The 6,528-nt window shown below is 73.9% G+C and carries 2 protein-coding genes; both read left to right on the top strand.

The window, feature by feature from the left end; all coding sequences use genetic code 11:
• The first annotated feature begins 24 nt into the window (after positions 1-24).
• Positions 25-4,389, top strand: a complete 4,365-nt coding sequence (locus tag LRX76_RS16545) for a YadA-like family protein (RefSeq protein ID WP_331716789.1) — start codon at positions 25-27, stop codon at positions 4,387-4,389.
• A gap of 176 nt (positions 4,390-4,565) precedes the next feature.
• Complete coding sequence (locus LRX76_RS16540) at positions 4,566-6,425, top strand: S8 family serine peptidase (RefSeq protein ID WP_231806726.1); 1,860 nt, start codon at positions 4,566-4,568, stop codon at positions 6,423-6,425.
• Positions 6,426-6,528: the final 103 nt, after the last annotated feature.

The following is a 6,528-nucleotide window of genomic DNA, read 5'->3' as shown; positions in this document are numbered from 1 at the left end:
GCGGTGGCGGTGGGCGAATCCAGCGTGGCCACCGGCGACGAGAGCGTGGCGGTGGGCGGCACCACCTTCTTCGGCTTCATTCCGGCGCAGGCCACCGGGGCCGGCGCCGCGGCCTTCGGTGCCGGGGCCTGGGCGACCGAGGACTACACCACCGCCATCGGCTGGAACAGCTGGGCCGATGCGGCCGGCGCCACCGCGCTGGGCGAGAGCGCGTTCGCCACCGCGGCCAACAGCGTGGCGCTGGGCGCGGGTTCGCAGGCCGATCGCGAGAACACCGTGTCGGTGGGCGACGTCGGCAGCGAGCGCCAGATCGCCAACGTCGCCGCCGGCAGCGAGGGCACCGACGCGGTGAACCTGGACCAGCTCGATGCGGTGGCCGCGGTAGCTACGAACACCGACACCTACTTCAAGGCCAGCGGCAGCAGCGACAGCGATGCCGGCGCGTATGTGGAAGGCGACAACGCGCTGGCCGCCGGCGAGGCCACCAATGCCATCGGCAATGGCGCCACCGCGCTGGGCAGCGGCGCGGGCGCCTATGCCGACAACGCCACCGCGGTGGGCTTCAATGCGCTGGCCAGCGGGCAGAACAGCGCCGCCTTCGGCCACAACGCCCAGGCCAGCGGCCCCGGCAGCGTGGCGGTGGGCGGCAATGCGGTGGACGAGGACGGCAACCCGCTGATCACCAGCGGCGGCGTGGCGGTGGAGACCGGCGCCACCAGCGCCGGCGTCGGCGGTACCGCGGTCGGCGCCAGCGCCGAGGCCGGGGGCTTTGCCGCGTCCGCGCTCGGCGTCGGGGCGTATGCCAGCGGTGCGCAGGCCTCGGCCTTCGGCGCGGTGGCCAATGCCGTGGGCGACTACTCGACCGCGGTCGGCACGCAGAGCGCGGCCACCGGCAGCAGCAGCGTCGCCGTCGGCGGCCCGGCCGACCTGATCCCGGGCTGGGGGCTGCTGGTCTCCACCCAGGCCAGCGGCGAGAGTTCGTCGGCCTTCGGCGCCGGCGCGATCGCCTCCGGCGACTACAGCACCGTGGCCGGCAGCCTGGCCGAGGCCTCGGGCAGCGAGAGCACCGCACTGGGCTACTTCGCCTACGCGCCGGGCGCCAACGCCACCGCGCTGGGCGCCGAATCCTGGGCCAGCGGCGCCGACAGCACCGCCATCGGCTTCTACAGCACTGCGCTGGCGCCCAACAGCGTCGCGCTCGGCAGCAATTCCACCGCCAGCCGCGCCGATACCGTCTCGGTCGGCGACGCCGGCAGCGAGCGCCAGATCGTCAACGTCGCCGCCGGTACCGAGGCGACCGATGCGGTGAACGTGGCGCAGCTGCAGGAGGTGGCCGAGGTCGCGCAGGCCACCGACACCTACTTCAAGGCCAGCGGCAGCGACGACAGCGACGCCGGTGCCTACGTCGAGGGCGACAACGCGCTGGCGGCGGGCGAGGCGACCAATGCGATCGGCGACGGCGCCACCGCGCTTGGCAGCGGTGCCGGCGCCTTCGCCGACAACGCCACCGCGGTCGGCTTCAACGCGCTGGCGGCGGGCGCCGGCGCATCGGCGTTCGGCCTGGACAGCCAGGCGCTGGGCGAGGACAGCATCGCGCTGGGTTCCGGCGCGCTGGCCAGCGAGATCGGCGCCAGCGCCACCGGTGCCGGGGCCGAGGCCTCCGCTGCCTACGCCACCGCCACCGGCAGCGAGGCGGTGGCCACGCAGACGCAGGCCACGGCAAGCGGATTCCGCAGCGCGGCCAGCGGCCAGGGATCGACCGCGCTGGGCGGCTACAGCGAGGCGGGCGGCTTCCTGTCCTCGGCGCTGGGCTACGGCGCGGCGGCGTCGAGCGACTACGCCACCGCGGTCGGCGCCTCGGCCACGGCGTCCGGCTCCGGGGCGGTGGCGGTGGGCGAATCCAGCGTGGCCACCGGCGACGAGAGCGTGGCGGTGGGCGGCACCACCTTCTTCGGCTTCATTCCGGCGCAGGCCACCGGGGCCGGCGCCGCGGCCTTCGGTGCCGGGGCCTGGGCGACCGAGGACTACACCACCGCGATCGGCTGGAACAGCTGGGCCGATGCGGCCGGCGCCACCGCGCTGGGCGAGAGCGCGTTCGCCACCGCGGCCAACAGCGTGGCGCTGGGCGCGGGCTCGCAGGCCGATCGCGAGAACACCGTGTCGGTGGGCGACATCGGCAGCGAGCGCCAGATCGCCAACGTCGCCGCCGGTACCGAGGCGACCGACGCGGCGAACGTGGGGCAGCTGCAGGAAGTGGCCGAGGTCGCCGGCAACACCAGCCGGTACTTCCAGGCCAGCGGCAGCGATGACAGCGACGCCGGCGCCTATGTCGAGGGCGACAACGCGCTGGCGGCGGGCGAGGCCACCAATGCGATCGGCAACGGCGCCACCGCGCTGGGCGGCGGGGCCACGGCCTATGCCGACAATGCCACCGCGGTGGGCAGCAACGCCCTCGCCGCCGGCCTGAACAGCGCGGCCTTCGGCAACGAGGCGCAGGCCACCGGCGCCGCCAGCGTGGCGGTGGGCGGCCACGCGGTGGACGAGGCCGGGGAGTCGCTGGTGGTGCGCGGCGGGGCGCCGGTGGAGACCGGTGCCACCAGCGCCGGCCTCGGCGGCACCGCGGTCGGCGCCAGTGCCGATGCCGGCGGCTTTGCCGGATCGGCGTTCGGCGTCGGCGCCTATGCGGCCGGCGCGCAGGCCACCGCGCTGGGCGCGGTGGCCGATGCCAGCGGCGACTACGCCACCGCGGTCGGCACCGAGAGCACGGCGTCCGGCCAGAGCAGCGTCGCCGTGGGCGACCGCAGCTATGCCGACGGCGCGGACGCGGTGGCGCTGGGCGCGGAGGCCTATGCGATCGGCGACGGCAGCACCGCGGCAGGCGGCTGGGCCTTCGCCAACGGCGTGGACACCACCGCGCTCGGCTTCAACAGCTGGGTGACCGGCAGCAACGCCACCGCGCTCGGTGCGTGGTCGTCGGCCACCGGCGACGACAGCCTCGCGCTCGGCCACCTGGCGAGCGCCGAGGCCGACGGCAGCGTCGCGCTCGGCGCCGGCGCCGTGGCCGAGCGTGCCGGCACCGTCTCGGTCGGCAGTGCCGGCAGCGAACGCCAGATCACCAACGTCGCCGCCGGTACCGAGGCCACCGATGCGGTCAACCTGGCGCAGCTGGAGACGGTGGCCGGCGGCGTGGCCGAACTGGCCGGCAATGCGGTGCGCTACGACGACGACGGCCATGCGGCGATCACCCTGTCCGGCCGCGACGGCACCGTGATCGGCAACCTCGCCGACGGTGCGATCGCCGTCGGCAGCGCCGATGCGGTCAACGGCGGCCAGCTGCACGGCGCGCTGGATTCCATCGCCACCGCGCTGGGCGGCGGCGCCTACGTCGGTGCCAGCGGGGCCCTGGTCGGTCCCGACTACGTCGTCCAGGGCAGCAGCTATTTCGACATCGGCAAGGCGATCCAGGCGCTGGATGGCGCCGTGACTTCGCTCGACGGCCGCCTGGCCACGGTCGAGGCCACGCCTGGCGGCGCCGGCCTGGCCGTGGGCGGCGCCGAGGACGCTCCGGCGGCAAGCGTCGGCGAGGGCACCAATGCGGTGGCGGTGGGCGGCGGCGCTACCGCCAATGCCGACAACGGCACCGCGGTGGGTTCCGATTCCTATGCGCATGGACCCAACGACACCGCGCTCGGCGCCAACGCACAGGTCAACGCCGACGGCAGCACCGCGGTGGGCGCCAATGCCACGATCTCGGCCGAGGCCACCAATGCGGTGGCGGTGGGCGAGGGCAGCAGCGTGAGCGCCGCTTCCGGCACTGCGCTGGGCCAGGGTGCGGCGGTGACGGCGGAGAACGCGGTGGCGCTGGGCCAGGGTTCGGTGGCCGACCGCGCCGGCACGGTCTCGGTCGGCATTGCCGGCAACGAGCGCGCGATCGCCAACGTCGCCGCCGGCGTCGAGGACACCGACGCGGCCAACGTCGCCCAGGTCAGGGCCGGCGACGCCGCCACGCTGTCCACGGCCAACACCTATACCGACCAGGCCGCGGCGCAGACGCTGTCCTCGGCCAATGGCTACACCGACACGGCGGTGTCGGCGTTGAACGACGACTTCACCCGCTACCGCGACCAGACCGACCGCCGCTTCCACAACCTGGACCGGCGGCTGGACCGCCAGGGCGCGATCAGCGCGGCGATGCTGAACATGGCCACCAGCGCGGCGGGCATCCGCACCGACAACCGGGTCGGCGTCGGCGTCGGCTTCCAGGGCGGCGAGCGCGCGTTGTCGGTGGGCTACCAGCGTGCCTTGAGCGAGCGCGCCACGATCACCCTGGGCGGTGCCTTCAGCGGCGACGAGCGATCGGTCGGTGTCGGCGCGGGTTTTGGCTGGTGAGCGGGATGCCTCCGGGAACCCGGCCGCCACGGGCACCGGGAGGTGGGGAACAGGGGAAGGCGATGGCCGCCATTGTCGGCTCCGCGGCAGTCCCTGCCGCCGGAGCGCAGGCACGGAGGCGATGTAGACGAAAGGCGAGTTCTTGACGTTTTCCACATATCGACATGGAGTTTGAAATGAAGAAAAGCAAAATCAGCCTGGCGGTCGCCGGCATCGTGCTGGGCCTGTCCGCCGCCGCTGGCGTCAATGCCGCCAACGAAGCCGCGCCGCGGATCGTGGACAACATCCGGTCCCAGCCCGCACCGGCCACGGGCGATCGCCTGATCGTGACCTACGCCTCGCCGGGCACGCAGAACTCGATCAGGTCCAACGCGATCGAAGGCGCGGCGCGCCGCGCCGGACTGGCGCAGCCGGCCGCCGCCGGCCGCGCCGGCACCGCGCTGGCCGTGCAGCGCCTGCGCAAGACCGCGCTCGGCGGCGATGTGGTCAGGCTTTCGCGCAAGGTCTCGCAGACCGAGCTGGACGCGCTGGTCGCCGAGCTCAAGGCCGATCCGGCGGTCAGCTCGGTGGAAGTGGACCGCATCCTTCGCCACAACGACTTCGCCGCCCCGGCCGCGCTCGCCACCCCGGCGGCGGTGACCCCCAACGACACCTACTACGCGCAGTACCAGTGGCACTTCAAGGCGCCCTCCGTCGCGCCGGGCGGGGTGAACGCGCCCGACGCCTGGGAGATCTCCAGCGGAGACGGCGTGGTGGTGGCGGTGCTCGACACCGGCATCCTGCGCGACCACCCCGACTTCGCCGGCACCACCGTGCTGGAGGGCTACGACTTCATCAGCGACGCGGAAGTGTCCGGGCGCGACAGCGACAACCGCGTTCCCGGCGGCGACGACCCGGGCGACTGGGACGACACCGAGGACAGCTCCTGGCACGGCACCCACGTCGCCGGCACCGTGGCCGAGACCACCAACAACAGCCTCGGCGGCGCCGGCCTGGCCTACAACGCCAGCCTGCTTCCGGTGCGCGTGCTGGGCCACGGCGGCGGCTACACCTCCGACATCGCCGATGCCATCGTCTGGGCCTCCGGCGGCCCGGCCTACGACATCGACGACACCCCGCTGCCGGCCAACCAGAATCCGGCCGAGGTCATCAACCTCAGCCTGGGCGGCGCCGGCGCCTGCGGCAGCTACCTGCAGAGCGCGATCGATACCGCCGTGGGCAACGGCAGCACCATCGTGGTCGCGGCGGGCAACAGCAACGCCGACGTCGCCAACTACTCCCCGGCCGGCTGCGACAACGTGATCGCGGTCGGTTCCAACCGCATCACCGGCGGCCGTGCCTGGTACTCCAACTACGGCGCCAAGGTCGACATCGCCGCTCCCGGCGGCGGCGGCAGCGACGATACCGGCAACGGCGGCTGGGACGGCTACGTGTTCCAGGCCGCCAGCAACGCGGCGACCACGCCCGAGTCGGGCAGCTACAACTACGCCGGCTATGCGGGCACCTCGCAGGCGGCGCCGCACGTGGCGGGTACCGTGGCCCTGGTGCAGAGCGCGCTGGTGGCCGCCGACAAGGATCCGCTGACGCCCGCGCAGGTTGAGACACTGCTCAAGCAGAGCGCGCGCGCGTTCCCGGTCACGATTCCGAGCACCACGCCCATCGGTGCGGGCATCGTCGATGCCAAGGCCGCGCTGGACCTGGCGCTGCAGGAGCCCGGCGAGGGGCCGGTCGCCACGCCGCTGGTGAACAAGGCGACGGTGACGGGCCTGGCCGGTGCAAGCGGCAGCGAGACGCTGTACAGCTTCCAGGCCGAGGCCGGCAAGGTGCTCAGCTTCCTGACCTTCGGCGGCAGCGGCGACGTGTCGGTGTACGTGAGCTTCGGCGCCGAGCCGAGCACCAGCACCGCCGACGCCCGCTCCACCCGCCAGGGCAACAGCGAGACGGTGCGCTTCACCGCGCCGCAGGCCGGCACCTACTACGTCAAGCTGGTGGGGGCGTCGTCCTACAGCGGCGTCAGCCTGACCGTGCGCCAGTAGTCCCGGGCGCACCCGGAAGCGAGGCCCCGGCGGTTGCCGGGGCCTCGCATTTTTTGGGCGGCCCGTTCGGGCGACCCGCGTCCAACGGCGATGCTTGCCCGCG

This window comes from Stenotrophomonas sp. MMGLT7 (genome assembly GCF_021168555.1).
GTDB lineage: Bacteria > Pseudomonadota > Gammaproteobacteria > Xanthomonadales > Xanthomonadaceae > MMGLT7.
The sequence above is the reverse complement of the archived record's forward strand: the minus strand, read 5'-3'. Positions and strand labels throughout refer to the sequence as shown.